A 26,534-nucleotide genomic window follows, 5' to 3' on the forward strand; every position below is an offset into this window, starting at 1 on the left:
TACCGCGCCGGGCTCCCCGTCCAGGCTCGCGTGCGAGGATGGCGGCGTGCTTGTCTGCCGCGCCGTCCAGCCCTCCGCCGCGAGGTGGGGGTATGGCGTGCGCGCCCGCCTCCGGGGGACGCGCGGGTGAGCGAGCCGGACCGTCAGGACCACGGGGGCGGGGGCGACCGCGAGGAGCTCGACCGCCGATTCCGCGAGATCGTCGCCGGCCTGGACCAGGAGCTGCGTCCCGGCCGCGCCGCGCAGGACGCGCCCCCGCGCGACCCTTCCGCCGGCGACCAGCCCTCGGCCGGGGACCCGCCTCCGCGGCGGCCGCTGCTGCCGGCCCCTCCTCCCCTGCCCGACCCGCCGCCGCTGCCTCCCAGCACCCGGCATCTGGGCCCCGGCACGCCGGAGGGCATGGCGACCGACCACCGCTCCTACGAGCCGCCCGAGGAGGACGACCACTTCGTCCCGCCGCGGCCCGACCCGCTCCCGGCCGGCGACCTGCACTTCTGGGCCATCCTCGTCGGGCTCGTCGTCGGCCCGCTGCTGATCTTCCTCTCCGCGGTGCTGCCGGTGCTGCCGTCCGGCTGGACCGGCGTCGGGGCGGTGCTGACGCTGGTCGGCTTCGTGCTGCTCGTGCTGCGCCAGCCGCGCCGCCGCCGCCACGACGGCGACTGGGGCGCGCGCGTCTGAGCGTGGCCGGCGGCCCGCGGCTCAGAACGTGAGGTCCACCCAGACCGGCAGGTGGTCGGTGGCGGCCGCGAGCGGCATACCCTCCAGCAGCGCCGGGTCCCCGGTGGCCGCGGAACGGTGACCCCGGGAGAAGATCGCGTCGAGGCGGTGCTGCGGGCGGGAGGCCGGGAAGGTCGGCCGGTCCTCGCTGACCTCCTCGAGCCGGTCGGCGACGACGCCCCAGGCGGGGCCCGCCTGGTTCTCGTTGAGGTCGCCGCCGAGCACGACCGGCGCGTCGTCCTCGGCGAGCTCGCGCAGCACGGCCGCGATGTGCTCGACCCGCTGCTCGCCGACGAGGGAGAGGTGGACCGAGACCACGGTGACGCTCGGCGTGCCCGGGACGGAGAGGCGAGCGACGGTGTAGCTGCGCGGGTTCTCGCGCAGCCCCACCCGCAGGGGTCGGTCCTGGGAGTCGCTGGAGATCACCCGCAGGCTGGTCATCAGGCTGGTGCCGCTGACGAGCCGCGTGCGGCCCGACCACAGCATCCCGGCCGCCCTGGCGAAGGCCGCGATCGCATAGCTGGAGCCCGGGTAGCGCGGCACCTCCTGCAGGAGCAGCACGTCGGGATCGATCCTGCGGACGACCTGCGCGGCGACGTCTGCGTCGTCCTTGAGCCCGCGCAGGTTGTAGGTCGCCACGCGCAGCGGGCGGTGCTCGGGGGTCTGCGGCATGGACCCATCCTCGCGCACGGCCGGTGGCGGGTCGCACCGCACCCCGTGCACCCCGAGCCTTCGGGCTGCTCCTACCGAGGGCGCCGCGCCAGGTCGGCCGCGCCCACGAGACCGGCGCCCACGCCCAGCTCGGCGGCCCGCACCGGGGGCACCGGGCGGTAGCCGCGGCCGGGCAGCCGGCGCGCCAGCTCCGCCCTGGCCGGTGCCAGCAGCAGCTCGCCGGCCTCGCTGCCGCCACCGCCCACGACGAGCATCCCCGGGTCGAGCGCGGCGACCACCGCGGCCAGACCGGCGCCGAGCCAGCGCCCGACCTCGGCCACCAGCGCGGTGCTGGCGCGGTCACCGGCGCCGGCCAGGCGCGTGACGTCCTCGCCCCGCAGCTGCTCCGGGTCTCCCCCGCAGGCACCGAGCAGGGCTGCGGCGTCCGGACCCCCGGCTGCCAGGACCTCCAGCGCGCCGCGGCGCAGCACCGTGCCGGAGGCGTACTGCTCCCAGCAGCCCCGCTGCCCGCACGGGCACGCGCGGCCGTCGGGGACCACCGTCATGTGGCCGAACTCGCCGGCCAGCCCGTGCCGGCCGCGCTGGAGACGCCCGTCGACGAGCATCGCGCCGCCGATGCCCGTGCCGAGCGTGACCATGACCAGGTGGCTCTCCCCGCGCGCAGCCCCGAAGCGGTGCTCGGCCCAGGCGGCGGCGTTGGCGTCGTTCTCCACGACCACCGGCAGCCCGAGCCGCCCGGAGAGCTTCTCCCGCAGGGGTTCGTCGCGCCACGACAGGTGCGGCGCGAAGACCACGGTCCCCCGGTCGGCGGCGACGAACCCGGCCGCCCCGATCCCCACGCCGGCGGTGCCGCGCTCGCGGGCCTGCGGATGGGCCACCAGCTCGGAGACGACCGCCACGACCGCGTCCTCCACGTCCTTCGGCGCGGTCGTCCGGTGGGGCGTGTCGTGCCGGGTCGCGTGCACGACCCTGCCGTGGTCGTCGACCAGTCCGGCCTTGATCCTCGAGCCGCCGACGTCGACGCCGACGGACAACGGGGTCGAGGTCATGGGCCACCCTAACCAGTGGCGCTGCCCCTGCGCCGCACCCTGCTGGGTATCGTGGAGCAGCCCGCCGCCCAGCACGTCCCAGGAGGCCCCCGTTGACGGACGTGACCGTCCCCCCGCTCATCTCCTCGCCGTCCGCCTCGAGCATCTCCGACTACATGGTGCAGTGGGCCGAGCGTGAGCCGGGGCGTGTGCTGGTCAGCCTGCGGGCGGCCGACGGCGCCAGCTGGCGGGAGGTGGACGCCGCCGGGCTGCGCACGGACGTCGACGCGCTGGCCAAGGGCTTCGTCGCCGCCGGTATCCAGGTCCGGGACCGGGTGGCGATCATGAGCCGGACCCGCTACGAGTGGACGCTGGCGGACCTGGCGCTGTGGAGCATCGGCGCCGTCCCGGTGCCGGTCTACGAGACCAGCTCCCAGGACCAGGTCCGGTGGATCGTCCAGGACTCCGGCGCCGTGGCGATGATCGTCGAGGACCCCACCATGATGACCACGCTGGCGGCGGTCCGGGACGAGCTGCCGCAGCTGCGCGACCTGTGGTGCATCGACGCGGGGGCCCTGGACGAGCTCGTGACCGCCGGGGCCGACGTCGAGGAGGGCACGGTCGTGGAGCGGCGCGCCGCCGTCCGGCGCGAGGACCTGGCCACGATCATCTACACCTCGGGCACGACCGGACGGCCCAAGGGCTGCGAGCTGACCCACGACAACTTCATGGCCCTGTCCGAGAACGCCTCCGAGCGCCTCTCGGCCGTCGTCCTCGAGCCGGGCAGCGCGACCCTGCTCTTCCTGCCGCTGGCCCACGTGTTCGCCCGCTTCATCCAGGTGGTGTGCCTGCACACCGGCGCCCGGATGGGCCACACCCCGGACGCCAGGACGCTGCTGGACGACCTGGCCGGCTTCCGTCCCACCTTCCTGCTCGCGGTGCCGCGCGTCTTCGAGAAGATCTACAACTCGGCCGAGCACACCGCGCAGGCCGGCGGTCGCGGCAGGGTCTTCCGCTGGGCCGCCCGGGTCGCGCACGACTACAGCCGGGCGCTGGACGACGGAGGTCCTGGCGTCCTGCTGCGGGCCCAGCACCTGGCGGCCGACCGGCTCGTCTTCGCGCGGCTGCGCGCGGTGATGGGCGGTCAGGTGGCCTACGCGATCTCCGGCGGCGCGGCGCTGGGCGAGCGGCTGGGCCACTTCTACCGCGGCATCGGCCTGGTCGTCCTGGAGGGCTACGGGCTGACCGAGACCACCGCGCCGGCGACCGTCAACACCCCCGACATGATCCGCATCGGCACGGTCGGACGGCCACTGCCGGGTGTCTCGGTCCGGGTGGCCGAGGACGGCGAGATCCTGCTCAACGGCGTCGGCCTGTTCCGGGCCTACCACGACGACGCGGAGGCGACGACCGAGGCCGTGCGGGACGGGTGGTTCGCCACGGGTGACCTCGGCGAGCTGGACCGCGACGGGTTCCTGCGGGTCACCGGCCGAAAGAAGGAGATCATCGTCACCGCCGGCGGCAAGAACATCTCGCCGGGGCCGATGGAGGACCGGATCCGCGCCCACCCGCTGGTCTCCCAGTGCATGGTGGTCGGCGACGCCCAGCCGTTCGTCGCCGCCCTGGTCACCCTGGACGAGGAGATGCTGCCGGCCTGGGCGGCGTCGCACGGGCTGGAGGGCCTGACGCCGGAGCAGGCCCGCACCCACGAGCAGGTGCTCGCGGAGGTCCAGGGCGCCATCGACGAGGCCAACACCTACGTGAGCAGGGCCGAGTCGGTCCGCAAGTTCGTGATCCTGGACGAGGACTTCACCACGGACAACGGCCTGCTGACGCCGTCGTTGAAGCTCGTGCGAGGCCGGATCAACGAGCGTCTCAAGGACGTGATCGACGCGCTCTACGCCCCGGCCGGCTGACCATCGACGGTCGGCGCCGTGAACGTCCACGACGCGCCGCCGTGCCCCGGAATGGCTGCTAGCCCGTGGCGACGCGGTGGGAGGTCGCCGTCTCGGCTCGCGCCAGGTCGGCCTCCTCCGGGCTCACCAGCCCCGCGCGGACGAAGGCGCTGACGGCAGCCAGCTCGTCGGAGTCGAGCGGCAGGCCGGGGAACGGCCCGTCCTGGTCCGGCGCGGCGGCTCCTCGGCCCTGCTCGCGCGGGGCCGGGTCCTCCAGCCACAGGCGGGCGAGCACGGGGACGAAGCAGTCCCCGCAGTGGCGCCCGCGGACGGGGCAGGTGTCGCAGTCGATGGTGGTCGTGGTCATGGTGTCCACCTCCTTCACCCACGACGCTAGGGACCGGCACCGACAGACCCCACGCGGCGGACCCCGACCGCCCGGCGGGTCTCCCGGGGTCTGTCGGTGCCCCCGTCTACGTTCGTCGGTATGCAGATGGTGCAGGAGACGTTCGAGGACCTGGGCCTCGCCCTGGCCGACGTCACCTTCGTCGTCGTCGACCTCGAGACCACGGGCGGGTCGCCCTCGGGCTCGCAGATCACCGAGTTCGGCGCCGTGAAGGTGCGCGGCGGCGAGGTGCTCTGCGAGTTCCAGACCCTCGTGCGTCCCACGACGCCGATCCCCCCGTTCATCAGCGTGCTCACCGGCATCACCAACACGATGGTCGCCGACGCGCCAGGCATCCGGACCGTGATGCCTCAGTTCCTCGAGTTCGCCAGGGGGTCGGTGCTCGTCGCGCACAACGCCGGCTTCGACGTGTCCTTCCTCAAGGCCGCGGCGGCGGAGACCGGACAGGCCTGGCCCGGGTTCGCGGTCATCGACACGGTGCGCCTGGCACGGCAGCTGGTCCACAAGGACGAAGCACCCAACCACAAGCTCTCCAGCCTCGCCCGGCTGTTCTGCGCCACCACCACGCCGGACCACCGGGCCCTGCACGACGCCCGCGCCACGGTCGACGTGCTGCACGGCCTCATCGCACGGGTGGGCAACCTGGGCGTGCACACCCTGGAGGAGCTGCAGTCCTACACCTCGCGGGTCAGCATGGCCCAGCGGCGCAAGCGTTTCCTCGCCGACGCGATGCCCTCGGCGCCCGGCGTCTACATCTTCAAGGACGGCCGTGGCGAGCCCCTCTACGTGGGCACGGCCACCGACCTGCGCCGGCGCACCCGCAGCTACTTCACCGCCTCGGAGTCGCGGCGGCGGATGACCGAGATGGTCGGGCTGGCCGAGTCGATCACACCGATCGTGTGCGCCACCGCGCTGGAGGCCTCCGTGCGCGAGCTGCGGCTCATCGCCGAGCACAAGCCCCGCTACAACCGCCGCTCACGACACCCGGAGCGGTCGGTGTGGGTCAAGCTGACCGCCGAGCCCTTCCCCCGGCTCTCGGTCGTCCGTGCGGTCCGGGGGGACGGCGCCCACTACGCCGGCCCGTTCGCCAGCCGCCGCACGGCCGAGGCCGCGGTCACCGCTCTGCACGAGGTGGTGCCGCTGCGCCAGTGCACCACCCGGCTCTCGGCGCGGACCACGCGCGGCTCGGCCTGCGTCCTGTTCGACCTCGGTCGGTGCGGCGCCCCGTGCATCGGCGAGCAGTCCGTCGAGGACTACGCCCTGGTCGCCGAGCAGGCGGTCAGCGCGCTGAGCGGCAGCTCGCGCCAGGTCATGTCCACCCTGCGCACCCGCCTCGACGTGCTGGCCGAGCAGGAGCGCTTCGAGGAGGCCGGCACGCTGCGCGACCGGATGATGGCGCTGGTGCGGGCCGCGGCCAGGGCCCAGCGCATCCGCCCGCTGGCCTCGGCCTCCGAGCTCGTCGCCGCCCGGCGCCGCGACGGCGGCGGCTGGGAGATCGTCTGCGTGCGCCACGGACGGCTCGCCGGCGCGAGCGTCACCCCGGCCGGTGCGGACCCCCTCCCGGTGATCGCCGCGCTCCGCCAGACGGCCGAGGTCGTCGAGCCGGGGACGACCCTGCCCGAGGAGACAGAGCTGGTGCTGCGCTGGCTGGAGACCCCCGGCACCCGCCTGGTCGACCTCGACGGCACCTGGACCTGCCCGGTGGACGGGGCGGGAGCGAGCAGGGCCGTCCTCGAGCCGCAGGCGAGCACGTGGTCGGGCACCGACCACCTCGACCCCTCGCCGGGACGTGCCCTGGACCGCCCCGTGGGTGCCGTGGGCGGTGGCACGCCCTGAGGCCGGCCACCTGTCCGTCCGCTGCGGCCCCGCGGCCAGCGCTACTGCGGCCCCGCCGACGGCGCTACTGCGGCTTCCGCGGAGTCAGCCGTCCAGACCCAGGTCGTAGCCTGCGTCGAGGTCCTCCTCGGAGTAGGTCCGGAAGGCGATGTGGGTGTTGGTCTCCAGCACCCCGGCCACCTTGTTGAGGCGGTCGGCGATGACGTCGTGGAAGTCCTCGTGCCGGTTGACCTTCGCCACCGCCACGAGATCGATCTCGCCGGTGACCGAGTAGACCTCCCGGATCCCCTCGATCTGGGCGATCTCCCGGGCGACCTCGGGGATGCGGGCCACGTCAGCCTTGATCAACACGATGGCAGAAATCACGTCGTCACTCTATCGTCAGCACCGTCCCGACCGGCGCAGCCCCGAGCTCTCACCGCGATCGTCCCCCGACCCACGGGCCGGGCCCCCGGCCATCAGCCCCAGCCGAGCTCGTGGAGCGTCTCGTCGTCGATGCCGAAGTGGTGGGCGATCTCGTGGACCACCGTGACCGCGATCTCCTCGAGCAGCTCCTCGCGGTCCTCGCACATCCGCACCAGGGGACCGCGGAAGATGGTGATCCGGTCGGGCAGGTGCCCGCCCCAGTGCAGGTCTCGCTCGGTCAGCGGGATGCCGTCGTAGACGCCCAGCAGCTCCGGATCGTCGGCGGGCGGCTCGTCCTCGACGAGGAAGACCACGTTGTCGAGCTGGTCCATGAAGCCCTGAGGCACCAGGTCCAGCGCGTCGCCGACCGCGTCCTCGAACTCCGCCAGGGACATCTCCAGGGGAACCGGATCGGGGTGCTGCCCCAGGTGCCCGTCGTCGCCCGGCTGCGCCGACCCGCCGGGGTCCGGCCACCCGGCCGGGGCAGCCGGGTCCGACGACCGCGCCCCGTCCCCCTGGTGGGAGACGGGGCGCGGGTCGTGCTGGTGGGAGTCAGCGATGCTGACCCGCCCCGACCGGGTCGTCACCGGCGTAGCCGGAGGGGTCGGCCCCCGGGACGTCGGAGACGCTCTCGCCGTGCTGGGTGATCGCAGCCGCCACCTCGGGGGTGTCCAGCGCCTCGTGCTCGGCGTGCACGTGCGCGGCTGCCAGCTCGGCGGGCGTGACCGGGGTGATCGCGTCCTTGTAGAAGAAGTGCGACAGCTTGTCGCGCAGCCCCTCGGCCAGGCCGGCGGGCCGGCGCACACCGTGCTCGTCGACGTCCGGGCCCGTCCTCAGACCCAGCGGGACGGGAGTCTCGTAGTCCACCAGAGGCCAGCGCTCGTACTCGTCCATCGGGGCGTGCACCTCGAAGAAGCGTCCCTCCGGCGTACGGACGACACGGCCCGTCTCGTGGCCGTGCAGCACCTTCTCCCGGTCGTGCTGCTGCAGCGAGAGGCACAGCCGCTTGACGAGGAAGAAGACGACGACGGGCAGCACGAAGAACGAGATGCGGAAGGTGTGCGTCAGGTCGTTGATCGACATGTGCAGCTTGATCGCCAGGATGTCGTTGATGCAGGCCAGCGCCAGCACCACGTACATGGAGATCGCCGCCATGCCGATCGCGGTGCGCACCGGAGCGTTGCGCGGACGCTGCAGCAGGTGGTGCTCGCGCCGGTCTCCGGTGACCCAGTTCTCGATGAACGGGTAGAGGCCCATGATCGTCCACACCAGCGGCAGCAGCAGCAGCGAGCCGAGGAAGATGTTCATGCTCCAGGTCGTGCCCCACAGCGTGAACTCCAGCCAGCCCGGCAGCAGCCGCAGTGCGCCGTCGGAGAACCACATGTAGAAGTCCGGCTGCGAGCCCGCGGTCACCTGCGAGGAGTCGTAGGGACCGAACGCCCATACCGGGTTGATCTGCACCAGGGCCGAGACCAGCGCGGTGATGCCGAAGACGACGAAGAAGAACCCGCCGGCCTTCGCGGCATACACCGGCATCACCGGGAAGCCGACCACGTTGTTGTTGGTGCGGCCGGGGCCGGGGTACTGGGTGTGCTTCTGGATGACGATGAAGGCCAGGTGCGCGACGAACAGACCCACGAGGATGGCCGGGATCAGCAGCACGTGCGCGATGTAGAGGCGCGTGATGATCAGGTCGCCGGGGAACTCGCCGCCGAAGACGAAGAACGTCATCCAGGTGCCGATGACCGGGGCGGACATCATGAAGCCGTTCATCGCCCGGATGCCGGTGCCCGAGAGCAGGTCGTCCGGCAGGGAGTAGCCGGCGAAGCCCTCGATGCAGGCCAGCAGCGAGAGCACGACGCCGATGACCCAGTTGATCTCGCGCGGCTTGCGGAACGCGCCGGTGAAGAAGACGCGGGCGGCGTGCAGGGCGATCCCGACGATGAAGAACAGCGCGGCCCAGTGGTGCAGCTGACGGATCAGCAGACCACCCTTGATCTCGAAGCTGATGTGCAGCGTCGAGGCGTAGGCCTCCGACATCGCGATGCCCTTGAGCGGAACGAACGAGCCGTCGTAGACCACGTGGCCCATGCTCGGCACGAACCACAGCGTCAGGAAGGTCCCGGTGATCAGGCAGATCACCATCGAGTACATGGCGATCTCACCGAGCAGGAAGCTCCAGTGGTCCGGGAAGACCTTGCTCAGCCCGAAGCGGATCGCCTTGGCGGCGCCGGTGCGCTCGTCGATCGGCACGAGGGCCTTGGGGAACTGCGCGTCCGGGGAGGCCTGGTCGGGCGAGGACGGCGACACGGTCAGGGTATCGGTCCCGTAGGCCGTGCCGGGCTCCTCGCGCAGACCGTCGGTGCCCTGCGGCACCCGGTGGCGGGGCGTGCTCATCACTCATCCTCCGTCGCGTCGACCGGGTAGGGCAACTTCTCGGGGTTCTCCATGAGCAGACCCGGGCGCTCCCGCTCGAAGAAGCTCGGACCGATCGGCTCCTGGAAGGCGTCGGCGGCGACGAGGTAGCCCTCGTCGTCGACGGTGATCGGCAGCTGGGGCAGCGGCCGCTTGGCCGGACCGAAGATCACCTTGCAGTCGTCGGTCATGTCGAAGGTGGACTGGTGGCACGGGCAGAGCAGGTGGTGGGTCTGCTGCTCGTAGAGCGCCACCGGGCAGCCGACGTGGGTGCACACCTTGGAGTAGGCCACGATCCCGTCATAGCCCCAGTCCCGCTGCTTCTGGCTGCGGATCTTGGCCGGGTTCAGCTTGACCAGGATGATCGGGTCCTTGGCCTTGGCGGTCATCAGGACCTCGGGGTCCAGCTCGTGGGCCGCGGCCCCGGTGTACCCCTCGGGCATGACGTGGAAGACCGATCCCTGGGTGACGTCGGCAGCCCGGATCGGGGCACCGGCGGGGTCGATCATGAGCCGCTTGCCGGCCTCCCAGTTGGTGACGAACAGCTCCTCGCGCGGGCGCGGACCCAGGCCGGCGACGACCGGGATGACCAGCGGGAGGGCGAAGAGACCCAGCGCCCCGCCGGCCGAGCCGAGCAGCGCGCTGCGCCGGTTGAGCTGGGAGCTGCGCCAGCCGTGGGACAGCTGCCAGGCGACGGTCTCGCGGTCCTCCTCGTCAGAGGCCTGCGGGTGCCGCTCCTCGGAGATCTCCTCGTCGGGCATGAGCGTCTTGGCCCAGTGCACGGCGCCCATGCCGATGCCGAGCAGCGACACGCCCATGGTCAGGCCGAGCAGCAGGTTGTAGAGGCTCATCTCGCCGAGGCCGACGATCGTCGCCTTCGCCTGCGGGTCGATCACGTAGTAGACGACCAGGAAGGCGATGGAGGCCAGGGCGGAGGCGGTGAACATCGCCACCACCTGCATCGCGGAGCGGTTCGCGGCCGCCTCGGAGACGTCCGAGCGCCGCGGCCGGTGCGGCTCGATGCCGGGGTTGGGGAACCGGTCCGGCGAGGGCTCCTCGACCACGGCCGGGAGGTTGTCGTGCGTGCTCACGTCAGGCTGCCTTCCGTCCGATCCAGACCGCCAGGGCGATCAGGGCGCCGATGCCCAGGGTCCAGATGAAGAGCGCGTCCCCGGCCGGCCCCACGGAGCCGAGGCCGGCCCCGCCGTAGGAGTTGCCGCCCTCCTCGATGTTCTTCAGGAACGCGATGATGTTGGTCTTGTCCTCAGGGGTGAGGTTCTGGTCGTTGAAGACCGGCATCGACTGCGGTCCGGTCAGCATCGCCTCGTACATGTACACCGGATCGACGCCGTGCAGGGTCGGGGCGTACTTGCCCCGCGTCAGCGCACCACCGGTACCGGAGGCGTTGTGGCACATCGCGCAGTTGGTCCGGTATGCCGCACCGCCGGCCGCGAGGTCCGCCCCCTCGAGGTTGACCTCGGGGATCGCCGGGCCGGGGCCCAGGGAGGCGACGTAGGCGGAGAGCTGGCTGATCTGCTCCTCGCTGAGGAGGACGTTGCCGGGGTTCTGCGGGGCCTGCACGCCCGGGGCCGCCATCGGCATCCGGCCGGTCGAGACCTGGAAGTCGACGGCGGCGGCGCCCACGCCGACCAGGGAGGGCCCGTAGGCACCCTCTCCCTCGCCGGCGCCGGTGACGCCCTCGCCGTTGGTCCCGTGACAGGTGGCGCAGTTGGCCAGGAACAGCTTGTGCCCCTCCTTCACGTCGTCGGCGGAGGCCGCCGCGGCGGCGGCGCCGCCGGGGGCGCTGGGCTGGAGCGCGGCGTAGGCCGTGCCGGTGAAGGTCAGGCCCAGCAGGAGCACGACCAGCAGCGCTATGGGGCTGCGGCGCAGTGCGGCGAGGGAACTCACTCGTCGGTCCTTCCGGTGGTCGTCGGGTGGGGCGTGGGCGCCGTCGTCGGCGCGTGGTCGGGCGTCACCACAGGGATCACTGCAGCACGTAGATCACGAGGAACAGCGCGATCCACACGACGTCGACGAAGTGCCAGTAGTAGGAGGTCACCACCGCGCCCGTGGCCTGGGCGTGCGTGTAGCGCTTGGCGGTGAAGCTGCGGGCGATGATGAGCAGGAAGGCGAGCAGTCCGCCGATCACGTGCAGCCCGTGGAAGCCGGTCGTGATGAAGAACGCCGAGCCGTAGGAGTCGGCGGTAGGCGTCACGCCCTCGCTGGTGAGCGTGGCGTACTCCCAGACCTGGCCCGCGATGAAGGTGGCGCCGAAGAGGTAGGTGACGACGTACCACTCGCGCATGCCCCAGCCCTCGCGGCCCAGCGGGTTGCCGATGTGCAAGATGCTGCCGGTCCGGTGCGGGATCCCCCGCTCGGCCTTCCACACCCCGAACTGGCACCACAGCGAGGAGATGACCAGGATCATCGTGTTGATCAGCGCGAAGCGCACGTCGAGGATCGCGGTGCGGTCGGTCCACAGCTCGGGCCGTACGGAGCGGATGGTGAAGTACATCGCGAAGAGCCCCGCGAAGAACATGATCTCGCTGGAGAGCCAGACCATCGTCCCGACCGCGGTCATGTTGGGCCGGGTCGCCGGCCCATGCATCGTCGCGTGGAACCGATCCGCGTCGGTCATCGTTGCTGCAGGTGTCGTCGCCACCCCGACATTATGGCCCACGTCGGGCCCGGATGTGCGACCCCCCGCCAGCGAGCCTCGCCCCTCGGTCGTCCCGGGGTGCCGACCTCGCTACGATCGACCCCATGACCGTCACTCCCGCAGCGCCCCAGCAGCCTCCGACGACCGACGCCAGGGCCATTTCGGTACTGCTCTTCAGCAACGACCGCACGGTCCGCGACACGGTGCGCCTGGGGGTTGGCGACCGCCCGGCGGACGACGTCGTCGTCGAGACCTGGCTGGAGACGGCCACCTCCGAGATGACCCTCATGGAGGTGCGCGACGGAGCCTTCGACGTCCTCATCCTCGACGGCGAGGCGCAGCCCTACGGCGGCATGGGCATCAGCCGGCAGCTGAAGAACGAGATCTTCGAGTGCCCCCCGATCATCGTGCTGACCGGACGCCCGGTGGACGGCTGGCTGGCGACCTGGTCCCAGGCCGACATCGCCGTCCCCCGCCCGCTCGACCCCGCACGCCTGGCCGCAGCGGTGGCCGAGCTCGCCCGTCGGTGACCGGGACCGGGGCGGGGCAGGCCGGCGACGGCGCCCTGCAGACCTGGCCCGAGCTGCTCACCGCCCTCTGCCGGGGTGAGGACCTCAGCGGCGCGTCGACCGCCTGGGCCATGGACCGGGTCATGTCCGGCGAGGCGACACCGGCGCAGCTGGCCTCCCTGCTGACCGGGTTGCGCGCCAAGGGCGAGACCGTGGACGAGATGACCGGCCTGGCCAGCATGATGCTCGAGCACGCCCACCGCTTCGAGGTCGAGGGACCGACCATCGACATCGTCGGCACCGGCGGGGACCGGGCGATGACGGTCAACATCTCCTCGATGTCGGCCGTGGTCATGGCCGCCGCCGGCGCGGTGGTCGTCAAGCACGGCAACCGGGCCTCCTCCTCCCGGTCGGGGTCGGCGGACATGCTCGAGGCGCTCGGCGTCCGCCTGGACCTCCGCCCCGACCAGGTCGCCGCGCTGGCCCCCCGGGTGGGCATCACCTTCGCCTTCGCCAACGTCTTCCATCCCTCGATGCGGCACGCCGCCGTGGTCCGCCGCGACCTCGGCATCGCGACCGCGTTCAACTTCCTCGGCCCGCTGACCAACCCCGCCCAGCCCAGGTATGCCGTGGTCGGCTCGGCCGACGCGCGCATGGCCCCGTTGATGGCAGGGGTCTTCGCCTCCCGCGGGACCCGGGCCGTGGTCTTCCGGGGCGACGACGGGCTCGACGAGGTGACCCCGGCGACGACCACCCGCATGTGGTGGGTCGGCGCTCGGGACTCGGTCGTCGAGCTCAGCCTGGACCCCGAGCGGCTCGGCCTGGGGCTGCGTCCCGTGGACGCGCTGCGCGGCGGCGACGCCGAGCACAACGCCGACGTCGCCCGCGAGCTGTTCGCCGGCGCCACCGGCGCCGTGCGTGACGCCGTCCTGCTCAACGCCGGCACCGCCCTGGCGCTGCTGGCGGCCGGGGAGGGTGGCGGCCACCCCAGCTCGGTGGACGACCTGCACGTACAGGTGCGCGCCGGCATGGACCGGGCCGAGGCGGCCATCGACGACGGCAGCGCCCTGCGCGTCGTCGAGCGCTGGGTCGCCGCGACCCAGGCCGCCGTCCGGTCGGCCGGCAGCTCTGCCTGAGCTGGCTCGCCCGTCCTGCCACCAGGTATGACGAAGGCCCCCGGGACGACCCGGGGGCCCTTGGCTCGTCGTCGTGCGAGCCTGGCGTCAGATGGCCTGCTCGCCGTGGAAGTACTCCAGCGCCCAGCCCACGACGGACCAGATGACGAACGGCGCGGCGATGACGAACAGCCACCAGCCGACGCCGATGCCCATCACCAGGACGGTCAGGGACAGGCCGAGGAAGAGCGGCCACCAGGAGTAGGGGGCGAAGTGGCCGTAGTCGCCGGACTGGTCGCTGATCTCACCGTCGAGGTCGTCCTCGGGCCGGGCGTCGACCGTCTTGCCGGACAGCCAGAAGAACCACGCCACGAAGCCGGCCATGACGCCGGTGAGGATCAGCGCGATGGAGCCGGCCCACTCGGTCGGTGTCGTCTGCCAGGCGTAGATGGCCCCGACGAGGAGGAAGAAGGGGACGAGGGCGAGGAAGACCTTGGTCTCGGTACGCACGGGTCAGCGCTCCTCTCCGGTGGTGCCACCGGTCTCGGTGCCCACAGCTCCGTGCGGGTCCGTGTCCGGACCCCCGAGCAGCTGCTCGGAGATCGACTTGTCCGGCTCGGCCGACTCCAGGGTGCCGATCTCGGGGTGGTGCAGGTCGAAGGCGGGACGCTCGGAGCGGATCCGCGGGATCGACTCGAAGTTGTGCCGCGGGGGCGGGCATGAGGTGGCCCACTCCAGCGAGCCGCCCCAGCCCCACGGGTCGTCGACCATGACCTTGGGGGTGTGGAAGCTCTTCCACACCGCCAGGAAGAACGGCAGCATCGAGGCGGCCAGGAGGAAGGAGGACACCGTCGAGACCTGGTTCATCAGCGTGAACCCCTCGTCGGGCATGTAGTCGGCGTAGCGCCGCGGCATGCCGACCACACCCAGCCAGTGCTGGATGAGGAAGGTGCCGTGGAAGCCGAAGAACAGCATCCAGAAGTGGATCTTGCCCAGGCGCTCGTCGAGCATGTGCCCGGTGAACTTCGGCCACCAGAAGTAGTAGCCGGAGAACATCGCGAAGACGACGGTGCCGAAGACGACGTAGTGGAAGTGCGCCACCACGAAGTAGGAGTCGGTCACGTGGTAGTCCAGCGCGGGGCTGGCCAGGATGACACCGGTCAGGCCGCCGAAGAGGAAGGTCACCAGGAAGCCGACCGCCCAGAGCATGGGCGTGTCCAGCTTGACCGAGCCTCGCCACATCGTGCCGATCCAGTTGAAGAACTTCACGCCCGTGGGCACCGCGATCAGCATCGTCATGATCGCGAAGAACTCCAGCAGGACCGCGCCGGTGGCGTACATGTGGTGCGCCCACACCGTCACCGACAGGGCCGCGATGGCCACGGTGGCGAAGACCAGCGTCTTGTAGCCGAACAGCGGCTTGCGGGAGAAGACCGGGATGACCTCGGTGATGATGCCGAAGAACGGCAGCGCGATGATGTAGACCTCAGGATGGCCGAAGAACCAGAACAGGTGCTGCCAGAGCATGGCACCGCCGCTGGTCGGGTCGTAGATGTGCCAGCCGAAGATGCGGTCGACCGCCATCCCGAAGAACGCCGCGGCCAGGACCGGGAACACCATCAGCACCATGATCGAGGTGACCAGGGCGTTCCAGGTGAAGATCGGCATCCGGAACATCGTCATGCCCGGGGCGCGCATGCACACGATCGTGGTGATGAAGTTGACCGCGCCGAAGATCGTCGCGAAACCGGTGATCGCCAGGCCGAGGACCCACAGGTCACCGCCGAGACCGGGGCTGTGCGCCGGGCCGGCCAGCGGGTGGTAGGCGAACCAGCCGAACGACGCGGCGCCGCCCGGGGTGAGGAAGCCGCCGACCGCCACCAGGCTGCCGAAGGTGAACATCCAGTAGGCCAGCATGTTCAGCCGCGGGAACGCGACGTCCGGCGCGCCGATCTGCAGGGGGATGAGCGCGTTGGAGAAGCCCGCGAACAACGGTGTCGCGAACATCAGCAGCATGATCGTGCCGTGCATCGTGAACAGCTGGTTGAACTGGTCGGGGTCGGTGACGATCTGCAGGCCCGGCGTGAAGAGCTCGGAGCGGATCAGCAGCGCCATGATGCCGCCGATGACGAACCACCCCATGGTGGTCGCGAAGTACAGGTTGCCGATGACCTTGTGGTCCGTCGTCGTCAGGACCGTGACCGTCTGCCGCACGAAGGAGTCGCGCTCGTGGACGGGCGGCCGCTCCTGCGACGTCCTCGGCGTGGTGATGATCGCCATGGTTCCCTTTTCTCCTCTTAGCGTCCGGCCGGCTCGGGCAGCCTGGACTTCTGGTCCGGCTGGAGCTCGTAGCGGTCGAGGTCGTGCCCGAGCTGGCCGGAGTGGCCCTGGGCGCGGAGGTCCTCGATGAAGGCGTCGTACTCGTCCTGGGAGACGACGTCGACGTTGAAGAGCATCTCCGAGTGGTAGGCGCCGCAGAGCTCGGCGCACTTGCCGTCGAAGGAGCCCTCCTCGGTCGTGGTGACCTGGAACTTGTTGACCCGGCCGGGCAGGACGTCCATCTTCATCAGGAAGGACGGGACCCAGAAGGAGTGAACGACGTCGCGGGAGGTCAGGACGAACTCCACGCGGCTGTCGACCGGCAGCACCATCGTGGGCAGGGTCTCGCGCAGCCCGGGCTTGGCCTCGTTGAGGGCGCTGGCCTGGGTGCCGGCCACGTAGACGTCCTCGTTGACGTAGTTGAAGTCCCAGCTCCACATCTTGGCGGCCACGTTGACCACGACGTCCGGGTTGTCCTCCATCTCGAACATCGTGTTCTGCACGTCGACCGTCTTGCCGAAGATCGCGGCCACCATCAGGACCGGGACGATGGTGTAGAGGATCTCGAGCGGGATGTGGTAGCGGAACTGCGGCGGCAGGTCGTCCTCACGGCGGCGCCGGTAGGCGAAGACCGACCACAGGATCAGCCCCCAGACCAGCACCCCGACCGCCAGCGCGGTGATCCACATGGCGTTCCAGAAGTGCATGATCTCGGTCGCGGACGTGGTGATCGGCGGCGGCATGTAGCCACGCTGGAAGGCCTCACCACAGCCGGTGAGCAGGACAGCTGACCCCCCGACGACGGCGGCCAGGGCCACCCGTCGGCCGGCCCGACGGGGCCTCGTCTCCTCACGCCGTTGCACTGGGACACCTCACACTTCTCGGACTACCGGGCATGACCTGGTGAACCTTACCGCCACCAGGGTCACAGTGTGCCACGTGGGGACCCCCGATCGGCCGCGCCACGACGCCACCGTGTCGGCGGTTCCGCGGTCAGCGCGGTGCGGAGCAGCTCGAGGTATGCCGTGCGGCGCACCTCGCGCACCCCGAGCGTGGCGAGGTGCTCGGTGCGCCACTGCACGTCGACCAGCCACGGGCGTGCGTGCGGACCGTCCGCGTCCATCGCCGCGACCAGCCCGACGACCGCCGCCTTGGAGGCGTCGGTCACGTGGTGGAACTTGGACTCGGCGGCGAAGAGCCGGCCGAGGGCGAGGCCGTAGAGCCCACCGGCGAGGCGACCCTGCCGCCATACCTCCACCGAGTGCGCCCAGCCGGTCTCGTGCAGACCGAGGTAGGCGGTCGCGACCGCCGGGCTGATCCACGCGCCCGGGCGCGTGGGGTCGGCGCAGGCGAGGAGGACGTCGGCGAAGGCCGTGTCGTAGGTGATCTCGAAGCCGCGCAGGGAGCGGCGCAGCGAGCGGCTGACGTGCAGGTCGCCGGGCAGCAGGACACCACGTGGGTCCGGCGACCACCAGCCCAGGGGGGGACCGCCGCGCTCGCCCAGGCCCATCGGGAACATCCCGGAGCGGTAGGCCTCCAGGATCGTGCCGGGCGCGAGGTCCGCGCCGACGCCGACGAGGTCCTCCCCCGGCGCGGCGCCCTCCACCGTGAGCCGCCAGGGCGAGGGCGGCGGCTCCGCCGGCGCCCAGGACGCAGGAAGGCCCGACCCCGCGCGCGGCTGCGGGGTCAGGGCCTTCTGCGGTCGCGCCGTGGCGCGCTCAGCCGAAGGAGTCGCCGCAGGCGCAGGATCCGCCAGCATTGGGGTTGTCGATCGTGAAGCCCTGCTTCTCGATCGTGTCGGCGAAGTCGATGCTCGCCCCGTCGAGGTAGGGGGAGCTCATCCGGTCGACCACGACCTGGACGCCGTCGAAGTCGGCCACGAGGTCCCCGTCGAGGGTGCGCTCGTCGAAGTAGAGCTGGTAGATCAGGCCAGAGCAGCCGCCGGGCTGGACGCCGATGCGCAGCCGCAGGTCGTCACGGCCTTCCTGCGCCAGCAGGCTCTTGACCTTCTCCGCGGCGACCGGGCTCAGGGTGACGCCGTGGGTCGCGGTGCTCTGGGTGGTGTCCGTCATGCGTTCGGTCCTCTCCTGCTGGGAAGTCTTACCGGGCCAACGTCGCCGTGGGTGGAGGATGTTCCCGGTCCTGGGGCGATCTCGTTGCCACTATTTAGACTACGCCACCCGGGGGCGGCGCGGGGGTCCAGGTGCGGGCGACGCGCGCGGCCAGCGCGGACAGGTGCTCGTCCGGGCGCAGGGCGTAGGAGCCGCTGACGCCCAGCGCCATGCCGCCCCGGCGCCCCAGCACCGCCTCCCGGGACAGCACCACGGTCGGCGTGGCGGTGTCGAGGGCCGCGCGGGCGGTCTCGACGACGACGCCCTCCCAGACCGCGTCGTCGTCGTAGGAGTCGGTCACCAGCACGAGCAGGGAGGCGGGCAGGTGCTCGCGGATGCCCAGCTCGTCGAGCAGCAGGTGCGCCCCGGTGTCGGTGCGGGCGCCGAGCAGCTGGAGCGCGTAGCCCACGCCGCCGCCGGTGCCCGCCCCCCGCTGCCGCTCGGGCCGCAGGGGCTGCCCGGTGAGCAGGTCGGTGGCCGGCGGCATGACCCGGTTGACGTGGTCGGACAGCTCCCCCAGGCGCGTCTCGAGCCGCTGGGTGACCTCGCGCGGCACGCCGTGCTCCTCGCTCAGCAGCGCGCTCGGCCCGCTGAAGCCCAGCAGCGGCATCTCCGTCGTCGTGGCCAGCACGAGCCGGGTCCCGGCCCAGTCGTCGCGCACGGCGGGCAGGTTCGCGAGGTCCTCCCCCGCGCCGAGCTGAACGAGCATCCCCACGCCGCCGTCGTGGCAGGCGAGCGGGCCGACGCCGACGACGATCCGCCCCGCCCCGGCCTCACGCGCGCGCGTGAGAAGACGGCCGACGCCGGCGGACGTCATACCCCACGGGTCGCGCAGCGACTCCTCGCCCACCAGGTGCCGGCCGCACACCTGCGCGGTGTCGAGGTATGCGGTGGTGCCGCCCGGTCCCTCGACGAGCGCGACGCCCGCAGGCACCTCTTCCCCGAGCGGGCCCGGGACGACCACGGGCTGGATCGTCGCGCCCAGGGTCCGGGCGACGACGTCGGCGAAGCCGGCGCCGCCGGAGTGCGAGGCGAGCGCCTCGACCTGCACGTGCGGAGACTGTCTCGCCCACCCGGAGGCGACCGCGCGGGCGGCCTCGTGCGGCGGCAGGCCGTCGGCGCGCTCGGCGACGACGACGACGCGGGGGGCGGCCATCCTCAGGCGTAGACCATCTGCATGGCCTCGCGGACCTCGGCGATCGTGGCCTGCGCGACCGCGTCGGCGCGCCCGTTGCCCTCGGCGAGCACGGCGCGCAGGTGCGCGGGGTCCGCCTCGAGCTCCCCGCGGCGGGCGCGGACCGGCGCCAGGTGCTCGTTGACGGCCTCGGTGACCAGCTTCTTCAGACCGCCGGAGCCGCCGTCGCCGATCTCCTCGGCGATCGTGTGGGGGTCGCGGCCGGTGGTGAGGGAGGCGAGCAGGACGAGGTTGGCGACCTCCGGGCGGCTGGCCGGGTCGTAGGTGATGTGGCGGTCGGAGTCGGTCACGGCCTTCTTGATGGCCCTGGCGGTCTCGTCCGCGCTCATCCGCAGCTCGATGACGTTGCCCTTGGACTTGCTCATCTTGGTGCCGTCGGTGCCCAGCAGGTTGGGGACCTCGGACAGGAGCGCGTCGGGCTGCGGGAAGACGGGCGCGCTCCTGTCGCCGGCGCGGCCGTAGCGCTCGTCGAAGCGGCGGGCCACGACGCGGGTCTGCTCCAGGTGCGGCAGCTGGTCCTTGCCCACCGGGACGACGTTGGCCTTGCAGAAGAGGATGTCGGCGGCCTGGTGCACCGGGTAGGTGAGCATCAGCCCGCTCATCGGCCGCCCACCCGTCGCCTCCTGCTCGGCCTTGACCGTGGGGTTGCGGCGCAGCTCGCTGTCGGTGACCAGGGAGAGGAAGGGCAGCATGAGCTGGTTGAGGGCGGGGATCTGGCTGTGCGTGAAGATCGTGGTGCGCGCCGGGTCCAGTCCGAGCGCCAGGTAGTCGGCCAGCAGCGAGAACACGCGCTCCCGCATGTGGTCCACGCCGTCCCGGTCGGTGATGACCTGGTAGTCGGCGATGAGCACGAAGGTCTCCACACCCTTGTCCTGCAGGGCGACCCGGTTGCGCAGGCTGCCGAAGTAGTGGCCCAGGTGCAGGTGCCCGGTCGGCCGGTCGCCGGTCAGCATCCGGAACTGGCCCGGGTCGGTCTCCAGGTCCTTCCCGATCTGCGCCGAGCGCGCGATGCTGCGCGCCAGCGAGGCGTCGGACGTGGAGTCGGCGAGGGCGTCGGAGCTGTCGTCCGGGGGCGCGTCGGAGGTCGTGGTCACGTCAGTGGATGCTACGGGACGGTCGAGGGTATGCTACTCGCAGCACCTCTCGCAGGCCGGGTCCCCAGCGTGCGGTGCGCGTGACGATGTGGCGGATCTCTCAGGGCGACGCGCCGGGTCAGGCCAGCACCCAGGCTTGACGTGTATGGCGTTCGCGCTAGGGTGGGGCCAGCGTTCGCGCTCCATAGTCACCGTGAAGCAAGGGGAAAGTTAATGAACACTCAGGACACCGGCGCCCTGAAGACGAGCCGCCGCACGCTGGTCAAGGGGGCTGCGTGGAGCGTTCCTGTCGTGGCGATGGGTGCACCCGCGATGGCGCAGGATGCCGCTTGCTCCCCGAACAGTTGCCCACCCCCGCCCTCCATCAACTGGGGTGGGGCATGCGGATCGGTCGGAAATGGTCTTGGGTGCTCCGGGCAAAAGAAGGCCCTTCAGGTGCCCATCACAATGGTCAACACCACGGACAGTGACATGATCTTCGTCGTCGAAGGTGCCTGGTCCGCCAATGGAGGCGGCACGCCGTACCCAACCTCGCCTCCTGCCGCCGGCAGCGCCGGAAGCGGTTACGGCTTCTTCGGGTTCGGCGAGAACGGGTCACACTGCGTTTCGGGCGTCGCTACCTCCGACTGCCCGGGCATCTCGCCGATCGCCAGCAACACTTCGAAGGTGCTGGTTCCGGCGGGCACGTCGACGACGATGTGGTATGCCTTCTTCGGACTCGGATCGTCTTCTGATTTCGTCGGCAAGGTCTGGTACAGCTGGTACGAAGCAACGACCTGCACGAAGGTGGTCGACACTCAGGCGCAGCAGACTCCGTCGGCGATCCCCGACGCTAACTGCGACGGCTTTGCTAACCCGGCATAGTCGGCCATAGCCAGAGTCTTCTACCCAACAGACCAAACCCAACAACGCAAGCGCTAACCCCATGATCTTGGGATGAGCGCTTGTGTTGTTGGGTTTGGTCTGTCAAAGCGTCTGCACTCGTACCACTCGTCATCTGCAGCCCCTCCCATTGGCGAATGACTTTGCACAGCGACTCATCTGATGGGACGCAGTCCCATAGTCACTTTCTGGTCGGCGCAGTAAGAGTCCCTGGTCCGCAAGTGATCCTAGTGCCTCGCCTCAGCTGAGCGCCTCCCGCCCAGCCGGCACCTCCCACCCGGAGGTCTCCGGCCCCTTAGGCACGATCCCGGTCGGGTTGATGTCGAGGTGCGTCGCGTAGTAGTGCGCCTTGATGTGCTCGAAGTTCACCGTCGAGCCGAAGTCCCACGTCTGCCACAGGTCACGCGCATAGGCCCACAGCACCGGCATCTCGGTCAGCTTGCTCCGGTTGCACTTGAAGTGCCCGTGGTAGGCCGCGTCGAAGCGCACCAGCGTGGGCCACAGCCGGACGTCGGCGAGCGTGAGCCGCTCCCCCACCAGGTAGCGGCGCGTCGACAGGTGCTCCTCGAGCCAGTCCAGCCGTGCGAACAGCCGGTCGTAGGCAGCGTCGTAGGCCTCCTGGCTGCCCGCGAACCCGCACCGGTAGACGCCGTTGTTGACCTCGGTGTAGTTGCGGTGCGAGACCTCCTCGATCTCGTCGCGCAGCTCGGTCGGCCACAGGTCGGGGGCGTCCTCGCGCTGGAACTCCGTCCACTGCGTGACCATGTCCTTGACGATCTGCTCGAAGTCGTTGGTCACCACCATGCCCGTCGCGGTGTCCACGACCGCGGGCACGGTGATCCCCGACTCGGGATAGCCGTCGGGGCGCTTGTCGTAGGCGTCCTTGAGCCTGGGGATGCCCAGGACCGGGTCGACGCCTCCGGGGTCCAGGTCGAAGGTCCAGCTGTCCGCGTCGTGCACCGGACCGGCGACCGCCATCGACAGCACGTCCTCCAGGCCCAGCAGCTTGCGGGTCAGGATCGTGCGGTGCGCCCACGGGCACGCCCGCGAGACGGCGAGGCGGTAGCGGCCCGGCTCCACGGCATACCCGTCCCCGCCGTCCTTCGTGATCCGCGTCGGGATGTAGCGGGTCTTGCGCTCGTAGTCGCCGCCGCCGCTGACGTAGGAGCCGTGCTCCTTGCTCTGGGTCATGCCTCATCCTCTCCGAGCCGGCCCAGCCGGTCCAGCAGGAGCGCCTCGGCGGCGCACACCCGCTCGAACTCGCCCAGGTGCAGGCTCTCGTTGGCCGCGTGCGCGCGGGTGTCGGGGTCCTCGACCCCGGTCACCAGGATCGCCGCCTGCGGGAACTTCTCGGCGAACGCCGCCACGAACGGGATCGACCCGCCGACGCCGATGTCGACCGGCTCCACGCCCTCCCACGCGTCGCGGAACGCCGCGCGCGCCGCGTCGTAGACCGGCCCCTGCGCGTCCGCGGCGAAACCGCTGCCCTCGTCCTCGAGGTCGACGCTGACCGCGCACCCCCAGGGAGCGTTGCTCTCCAGGTGCGCCTTGAGGGCGAGGTATGCGGTGCGCGGAGACTCCTCCGGGTGGATGCGCATCGAGAGCTTGGCGCGGCCGACGGGGGTGAGCAGGTTGGCGGCCTTGTCCACGCTCGGGGCGTCGATGCCGATCACGGTCATGGACGGCTTGGTCCACATGCGGGTCAGGAAGGAGCCGGTGCCGATCGGGGAGACGCCGTCGGCCAGGCCGGAGTCGGCGCGCAGGTCCTCCTCGGTGTAGTCCAGGTCCGCGGCCTCCGACGTCATCAGCCCCGGCACGGCCACGTCCCCCGCCTCGTCGTGCAGCGTCGCGAGCAGCCGGCACAGCGCGGTCAGGCCGTCCGGGACGGCCCCGCCGTAGAGGCCGGAGTGGACGCCGTGGTCCAGCGCGGTCACCTCGACGACCACCCGCACCATGCCGCGCAGCGTCGTGGTCAGGGCCGGCACCCCGATCTTCCAGTTGTGCGAGTCGGCCAGGACGATCGCGTCGCACCGCAGCTTGTCGCCGTGCCGCTCCAGGATCCGCGGCAGGCTCTCCGAGCCGACCTCCTCCTCGCCCTCGACGAAGACGGTCACGCCCACCGGCGGCCGGCCGCCGTGCGCGCGCAGCGCCGCCACGTGGGCCATCACCCCGGCCTTGTCGTCGGCCACGCCGCGGCCGTAGAGCCGCTCCCCCACCTGGGTCGGCTCGAACGGCTCGGTGTCCCAGCCGACGTCACCGGGCGGCTGCACGTCGTGGTGGGCGTAGAGCAGGACCGTCGGTGCGCCCTCGGGCGCGGGCAGGTGCCCGATGACCGCCGGGCGCCCGCCCTCGCGGACGATCTCCACGCTCAGTCCCTCGGCCTGCAGCAGCTCGGCCACGGTGCGCGCGCTGTCCTCGACGTGCTGCTGGTCGAAGGAGGACAGCGACACCGACGGGATGCGCGAGAGCGCCTCCAGGTCGGAGCGCACGCCGGGCATCAGGTCGCGCACGCGGGCGACGAGGTCGGAGGCGCCGCTGTCGGCAGGGTCGTTCTTGCTGGGGTCGCTCACGCTGCCGAGCCTACCCACCGCCCCGTGACCGCGACGATGGCACCGTCGGCGACGGGGTTCCGGGATCACCAACAGCCCCGCCTACACTGGGGACGTGCTTTTCGGGAAGAAGAAGGAGCCGGCGGAGCTGACCGCGGCCAACGCAGCCGCCGCGCAGACCTCCGTGGACGCCGCACGTCCCCAGAGCAAGGGACGGCCCACCCCGAAGCGCCGTGACGCCGAGGCCGCCAACCGTCGGCCGCTGGTGCAGGACACCAGGGGCAAGTCCCCGGAGCAGAAGGCCAAGATCCGCGCCGACCGCGCCAAGGCCCGAGACGGCATGATGCGCGGCGAGGAGAAGTACCTCATGGAGCGCGACCGCGGTCCGGAGCGGCGCTTCCTGCGCGACGCGGTGGACGTGCGGTGGAACACCGGCGAGATCCTGCTGCCCGCGATGGTGATCATCCTGGCGCTGTCGCTGCTGCCCTACCAGTGGAGCCGCTCGCTCTTCCTGCTGGCCTACGGCGTGATGATCTTCGGCATCGTCGACGCCTGGCTGCTGTGGCGCCGGACCAGGACCCGCTTCGTCCAGGCCTTCGGCAGGGAGCCGGGCCGCGGTTCGGCCTGGTATGTCGTGCTGCGCTCCTTCCAGATGCGCAGCTCCCGCGTCCCGCGTCCCGCGGTGAAGCGGGGCGAGGAGCTCCACCGCCGCTGAGCCGCCCGTCCCCGGTCCGGGCCGTCAGTCGGCGGGGCTCAGGCTCATCGGCCCGTAGACGACCTCCTCGCCGCGGCGCAGCGTCACCGCCTGCACGCCGGCGTCGGCCAGCGTGCCCCACTCCTCCGACAGCCACGCCTCGGCGTCGGCCTGCGTCGGGAAGGCGACCGTCGCCATCCCCAGCTCCCCCATCGGGGCACCCTGGGCGTCCTCGTAGCTCCACGTGTAGTTGTCGCTCATCTGCCCCACGGTAGGCGGTCGCCGGCCGCGGGATCCACCGCTAGCCTCGCTGCCATGTTCGGTGTGCAGAAGCAGCAGGAGATCGACGCCCTGCGTCGGCGGGTCCGCTCCGGAGGTGGCGGACCTCGTGGCCCGTGGCGAGGTGATCCGGGCGATCAAGGAGTACCGCACCCAGACCGGCGCCCGGACTGAAGGAGGCCAAGGACGCCGTCGACGCCTACCGTGCCCGGCGCTGACGCACCGCACGGGCCAGGACGAGCGGGCCGACGGAGCCACGCCCCGGCCCGCCCTCGTCTACAGTCGCAGCGAAGGGGCCCCGGCCACGGGGCCCGACGACGAAGGGACCTCCATGCTCGACCAGCTGATGAACGCCATCCCGACCTCCCAGCTCGCCCGGGCCGTGGGCGAGGACGAGGCCACCACCCGCAAGGCGGTCCAGGCCGCGCTGCCGGCGCTGCTCGGCGGGCTCAGCGCCAACGCCAACGACCAGACCGGCGCCCGGTCCCTGCTGGACGCCCTCGGCCAGCACCAGAACTCCCTGGCCGACGACGTCCGCCTCGACGCGGTCGACCCGGCCGACGGCGAGAAGATCCTCGGCCACGTCTTCGGCGGCAACACCGACGCCGTCGTCAACCAGCTCGGCGGCCTGGGCGGCGGGGGGCAGATGGGCGGCCTGGTCCGCAAGCTGCTGCCGCTGCTGGCCCCGATCGTGCTCTCCTGGCTGGCCAAGCAGGTCGGGGGCGCCATGGGCGGGCAGGGCGCCCCCCGCGGCGGCGCGCCGACGACGAGCCAGCCCGACGGTCCGCTGGGCCAGGGACGCCCCGACCCGGCCGCCGGCTCGGCCGCGCAGGACGGCGGCATCGACCCGACGAGCGTCCTGCAGGACGTCCTGGGCGGTGCCCTCGGCGGCGTGACCGGCCGGCAGTCCGGCTCCGGTGGCGGCGGGATCCTGGGCGACGTGCTCGGCAGCATCCTCGGCGGAGGGCGCCGCTGACCCCACCCCCGGCGCCTGCCGGAACGACCGGCTGCCCGGTGGCTGCTCGGGCCCGGGTCCGCGCAGCCGCGGGAGCCCGGACGGGGCCGACGACGGCTCGGAGCGGGTCGCTATGATGAGCCGACCCACCGGTCCGCGAGCGGTGCGCGCGACACCGTACGACGTAGGGAGAACCTGTCCATGACCACGACCCTCGTGCTGGGCGGCCCCCGCAGCGGCAAGTCCCGGCACGCCGAGGCTCTGCTCTCGCACCACCCGCAGGTCACCTTCGTCGCCACCCACCGCGCGCCCGACCCGGGCAAGGACCCCGACCTGGCGACCCGGGTCGCGCGCCACCAGGAGCGCCGCCCCAAGCACTGGCGCACCGTGGAGACCCTCGACCTGACCCGGGCCCTCCTCGCCTCCCGGCAGCCGGTCCTCATCGACGACCTCGGCGGCTGGCTGCGCGGCACCCTCGAGGAGGAGATGCTGTGGTCGCACCCGCACCGCGCCCGCCAGCTGGTGGAGGACCGCCTCGACGAGCTCTCCGTCGCCCTGCGTGCGGTGCCCTTCGACATCGTCACGGTCACCGACGACCCGTCCTGGGCGCGGCTGCCCGACAGCCCGGCCGAGCGGCTCTACGTCGACCTGCTCGCCCAGGTCAACCACCGCGTCTCCGCGGTCTCGATGCGGGTGTATGCCGCCATGGCCGGCCGGGTGCTCGACCTCAGCGCCTCCCCGGTCGTCGGTGTCGTCTGACCCTCCGGCCCACGCAGCAGGGGCGCCCCGCCGGCCGGCG

At 71.8% G+C, this 26,534-nt stretch carries 28 protein-coding genes; 9 read left to right on the forward strand and 19 right to left on the reverse strand.

What is annotated here, in order from left to right; all coding sequences use genetic code 11:
- Nucleotides 1-126 precede the first annotated feature (126 nt).
- Nucleotides 127-678 (forward strand): DMT family transporter, encoded by a 552-nt coding sequence (locus DV701_RS05145; protein WP_114927353.1) that lies wholly within the window; start codon nt 127-129, stop codon nt 676-678.
- A gap of 21 nt (nt 679-699) precedes the next feature.
- Here the strand turns inward: DV701_RS05145 and DV701_RS05150 are convergent, their stop codons facing one another.
- Together DV701_RS05150 and DV701_RS05155 are read right to left on the reverse strand one after the other, a co-directional pair.
- On the reverse strand, nt 700-1,389 hold the full coding sequence (locus DV701_RS05150) for an endonuclease/exonuclease/phosphatase family protein (protein ID WP_114927354.1): 690 nt from the start codon (nt 1,387-1,389) through the stop codon (nt 700-702).
- Between the two features lie 71 nt (nt 1,390-1,460).
- The gene (locus DV701_RS05155; protein ID WP_114927355.1) at nt 1,461-2,438 is read right to left on the reverse strand and encodes an ROK family glucokinase; all 978 of its coding nucleotides are present in this window, start codon (nt 2,436-2,438) and stop codon (nt 1,461-1,463) included.
- 101 nt (nt 2,439-2,539) lie between these two features.
- Here DV701_RS05155 and DV701_RS05160 point away from each other — a divergent pair, with 101 nt between their 5' ends.
- Nucleotides 2,540-4,333 (forward strand): AMP-dependent synthetase/ligase, encoded by a 1,794-nt coding sequence (locus DV701_RS05160; RefSeq protein WP_324616624.1) that lies wholly within the window; start codon nt 2,540-2,542, stop codon nt 4,331-4,333.
- A 58-nt stretch (nt 4,334-4,391) separates the two neighbouring features.
- Here DV701_RS05160 and DV701_RS05165 read toward each other — a convergent pair whose 3' ends face one another.
- Nucleotides 4,392-4,679, reverse strand: a complete 288-nt coding sequence (locus DV701_RS05165; protein WP_114930794.1) for a hypothetical protein — start codon at nt 4,677-4,679, stop codon at nt 4,392-4,394.
- Nucleotides 4,680-4,799: 120 nt separating this feature from the next.
- Between DV701_RS05165 and DV701_RS05170 the strand changes: the two genes are divergently transcribed.
- Entirely contained in the window at nt 4,800-6,554 is a 1,755-nt protein-coding gene (locus DV701_RS05170) for a DEDD exonuclease domain-containing protein (RefSeq protein WP_114927356.1), read from the forward strand.
- Nucleotides 6,555-6,638: 84 nt separating this feature from the next.
- Here the strand turns inward: DV701_RS05170 and DV701_RS05175 are convergent, their stop codons facing one another.
- The 6 genes from DV701_RS05175 to ctaE form a co-directional block, all read right to left on the reverse strand.
- Nucleotides 6,639-6,920, reverse strand: coding sequence for an Lrp/AsnC family transcriptional regulator (locus tag DV701_RS05175; RefSeq protein WP_114927357.1), 282 nt, complete (start codon nt 6,918-6,920; stop codon nt 6,639-6,641).
- Between the two features lie 92 nt (nt 6,921-7,012).
- Nucleotides 7,013-7,354 (reverse strand): metallopeptidase family protein, encoded by a 342-nt coding sequence (locus DV701_RS05180; RefSeq protein ID WP_114930796.1) that lies wholly within the window; start codon nt 7,352-7,354, stop codon nt 7,013-7,015.
- A gap of 157 nt (nt 7,355-7,511) precedes the next feature.
- Nucleotides 7,512-9,356, reverse strand: coding sequence for a cytochrome bc1 complex cytochrome b subunit (gene qcrB, locus DV701_RS05185; protein WP_114927358.1), 1,845 nt, complete (start codon nt 9,354-9,356; stop codon nt 7,512-7,514).
- A complete protein-coding gene (gene qcrA / locus DV701_RS05190; protein ID WP_228255235.1) occupies nt 9,356-10,465 on the reverse strand; it encodes a cytochrome bc1 complex Rieske iron-sulfur subunit in 1,110 nt (369 codons plus the stop codon). The genes qcrB and qcrA overlap by 1 nt, the downstream gene beginning before the upstream one ends.
- A gap of 1 nt (nt 10,466) precedes the next feature.
- On the reverse strand, nt 10,467-11,282 hold the full coding sequence (gene qcrC, locus DV701_RS05195) for a cytochrome bc1 complex diheme cytochrome c subunit (protein WP_114927359.1): 816 nt from the start codon (nt 11,280-11,282) through the stop codon (nt 10,467-10,469).
- 76 nt (nt 11,283-11,358) lie between these two features.
- Nucleotides 11,359-12,012, reverse strand: coding sequence for an aa3-type cytochrome oxidase subunit III (gene ctaE, locus DV701_RS05200; protein WP_228255236.1), 654 nt, complete (start codon nt 12,010-12,012; stop codon nt 11,359-11,361).
- Nucleotides 12,013-12,137: 125 nt separating this feature from the next.
- Between ctaE and DV701_RS05205 the strand changes: the two genes are divergently transcribed.
- Nucleotides 12,138-12,563, forward strand: a complete 426-nt coding sequence (locus DV701_RS05205) for a response regulator transcription factor (RefSeq protein WP_114927360.1) — start codon at nt 12,138-12,140, stop codon at nt 12,561-12,563.
- Nucleotides 12,560-13,678: an anthranilate phosphoribosyltransferase gene (trpD, locus tag DV701_RS05210; protein ID WP_114927361.1), complete on the forward strand. Its 1,119-nt coding sequence runs from the start codon at nt 12,560-12,562 to the stop codon at nt 13,676-13,678. The genes DV701_RS05205 and trpD overlap by 4 nt, the downstream gene beginning before the upstream one ends.
- 87 nt (nt 13,679-13,765) lie before the next feature.
- On the opposite strand, the gene DV701_RS05215 is transcribed toward trpD, so the two are convergent.
- From DV701_RS05215 to trpS, 7 genes are all read right to left on the reverse strand, one after another.
- Nucleotides 13,766-14,167 carry a cytochrome c oxidase subunit 4 gene (locus DV701_RS05215; RefSeq protein ID WP_114927362.1) on the reverse strand — a complete coding sequence of 134 codons (402 nt, stop codon included), beginning with the start codon at nt 14,165-14,167 and terminating at the stop codon, nt 13,766-13,768.
- Nucleotides 14,168-14,170: 3 nt separating this feature from the next.
- Nucleotides 14,171-15,937 carry an aa3-type cytochrome oxidase subunit I gene (ctaD, locus tag DV701_RS05220; RefSeq protein WP_114927363.1) on the reverse strand — a complete coding sequence of 589 codons (1,767 nt, stop codon included), beginning with the start codon at nt 15,935-15,937 and terminating at the stop codon, nt 14,171-14,173.
- A 17-nt stretch (nt 15,938-15,954) separates the two neighbouring features.
- Nucleotides 15,955-16,839, reverse strand: a complete 885-nt coding sequence (gene ctaC / locus DV701_RS05225; protein ID WP_202863638.1) for an aa3-type cytochrome oxidase subunit II — start codon at nt 16,837-16,839, stop codon at nt 15,955-15,957.
- A gap of 62 nt (nt 16,840-16,901) precedes the next feature.
- Nucleotides 16,902-17,582, reverse strand: coding sequence for a leucyl/phenylalanyl-tRNA--protein transferase (gene aat / locus DV701_RS05230; protein WP_228255237.1), 681 nt, complete (start codon nt 17,580-17,582; stop codon nt 16,902-16,904).
- 112 nt (nt 17,583-17,694) lie between these two features.
- On the reverse strand, nt 17,695-18,048 hold the full coding sequence (locus DV701_RS05235) for a HesB/IscA family protein (protein WP_114927365.1): 354 nt from the start codon (nt 18,046-18,048) through the stop codon (nt 17,695-17,697).
- A gap of 94 nt (nt 18,049-18,142) precedes the next feature.
- On the reverse strand, nt 18,143-19,243 hold the full coding sequence (locus tag DV701_RS05240; RefSeq protein ID WP_114927366.1) for a glycerate kinase: 1,101 nt from the start codon (nt 19,241-19,243) through the stop codon (nt 18,143-18,145).
- Nucleotides 19,244-19,245: 2 nt separating this feature from the next.
- Complete coding sequence (gene trpS / locus DV701_RS05245) at nt 19,246-20,376, reverse strand: tryptophan--tRNA ligase (RefSeq protein ID WP_114927367.1); 1,131 nt, start codon at nt 20,374-20,376, stop codon at nt 19,246-19,248.
- Nucleotides 20,377-20,589: 213 nt separating this feature from the next.
- On the opposite strand from trpS, the gene DV701_RS18135 reads away from it, so the two are divergent.
- Nucleotides 20,590-21,240, forward strand: coding sequence for a hypothetical protein (locus DV701_RS18135; protein ID WP_162802820.1), 651 nt, complete (start codon nt 20,590-20,592; stop codon nt 21,238-21,240).
- Between the two features lie 258 nt (nt 21,241-21,498).
- On the opposite strand, the gene DV701_RS05255 is transcribed toward DV701_RS18135, so the two are convergent.
- Nucleotides 21,499-22,449 carry a glutathione S-transferase family protein gene (locus tag DV701_RS05255; RefSeq protein WP_114927369.1) on the reverse strand — a complete coding sequence of 317 codons (951 nt, stop codon included), beginning with the start codon at nt 22,447-22,449 and terminating at the stop codon, nt 21,499-21,501.
- Nucleotides 22,446-23,828, reverse strand: a complete 1,383-nt coding sequence (locus tag DV701_RS05260) for a dipeptidase (RefSeq protein ID WP_202863639.1) — start codon at nt 23,826-23,828, stop codon at nt 22,446-22,448. Before DV701_RS05260 ends, DV701_RS05255 begins: the two co-directional genes overlap by 4 nt.
- A gap of 94 nt (nt 23,829-23,922) precedes the next feature.
- Between DV701_RS05260 and DV701_RS05265 the strand changes: the two genes are divergently transcribed.
- The gene (locus DV701_RS05265; protein ID WP_228255238.1) at nt 23,923-24,522 is read left to right on the forward strand and encodes a DUF3043 domain-containing protein; all 600 of its coding nucleotides are present in this window, start codon (nt 23,923-23,925) and stop codon (nt 24,520-24,522) included.
- A 24-nt stretch (nt 24,523-24,546) separates the two neighbouring features.
- Here DV701_RS05265 and DV701_RS05270 read toward each other — a convergent pair whose 3' ends face one another.
- A complete protein-coding gene (locus DV701_RS05270; RefSeq protein WP_114927370.1) occupies nt 24,547-24,762 on the reverse strand; it encodes a hypothetical protein in 216 nt (71 codons plus the stop codon).
- 115 nt (nt 24,763-24,877) lie between these two features.
- On the opposite strand from DV701_RS05270, the gene DV701_RS05275 reads away from it, so the two are divergent.
- Both DV701_RS05275 and DV701_RS05280 read left to right on the forward strand, forming a co-directional pair.
- The gene (locus DV701_RS05275) at nt 24,878-25,756 is read left to right on the forward strand and encodes a DUF937 domain-containing protein (protein ID WP_228255239.1); all 879 of its coding nucleotides are present in this window, start codon (nt 24,878-24,880) and stop codon (nt 25,754-25,756) included.
- Nucleotides 25,757-25,936: 180 nt separating this feature from the next.
- Complete coding sequence (locus DV701_RS05280) at nt 25,937-26,494, forward strand: bifunctional adenosylcobinamide kinase/adenosylcobinamide-phosphate guanylyltransferase (RefSeq protein ID WP_114927371.1); 558 nt, start codon at nt 25,937-25,939, stop codon at nt 26,492-26,494.
- Nucleotides 26,495-26,534 lie beyond the last annotated feature (40 nt).

This window comes from Ornithinimicrobium avium, assembly GCF_003351765.1.
Lineage (GTDB): Bacteria > Actinomycetota > Actinomycetes > Actinomycetales > Dermatophilaceae > Ornithinicoccus > Ornithinicoccus avius.